Consider the following 378-nt stretch of genomic DNA (forward strand, 5'->3'; position numbering starts at 1 on the left):
ATGACGCAAAAACGCCTGACCAATATTATTTTGGTCTCGCCGCGTCCAGAAGCTTTTCCCGAGGACGAAATCCATACGTTCCAACGTGTCTGCTGCCCTTGCCGTACAGCTCTGGTTATCGCCGAAACAAACGGCACGCCACGCGATTGGGCGCAAGAACAGGCCGACCGTTGGCATGCACGCCTGCTTCAATCGCCACATTCCGGCCAGTTAAACAGCGCACTCGGCGGCTGGCAATGGGGCATGAAGCTGATGCAGGAAATGCTGTTGAGTAAATAGTTTAGAAGTGTCTATCAAGAAGAAAGGCCGTCTGAAACCGATATGTATTTCAGACGGCCTTTGTTTACAAATATCATGTTAAATATAATTAAAAGAAAC

The 378-nt window shown here is 48.7% G+C and carries 1 pseudogene; it reads left to right on the forward strand.

The window, feature by feature from the left end:
* Positions 1-279: pseudogene (locus tag ACTHSP_RS22620) on the forward strand (alpha/beta hydrolase); the annotation flags it as partial.
* Between the last annotated feature and the right edge of the window lie 99 nt (positions 280-378).

Source organism: Neisseria sp. P0001.S005, from assembly GCF_051963715.1.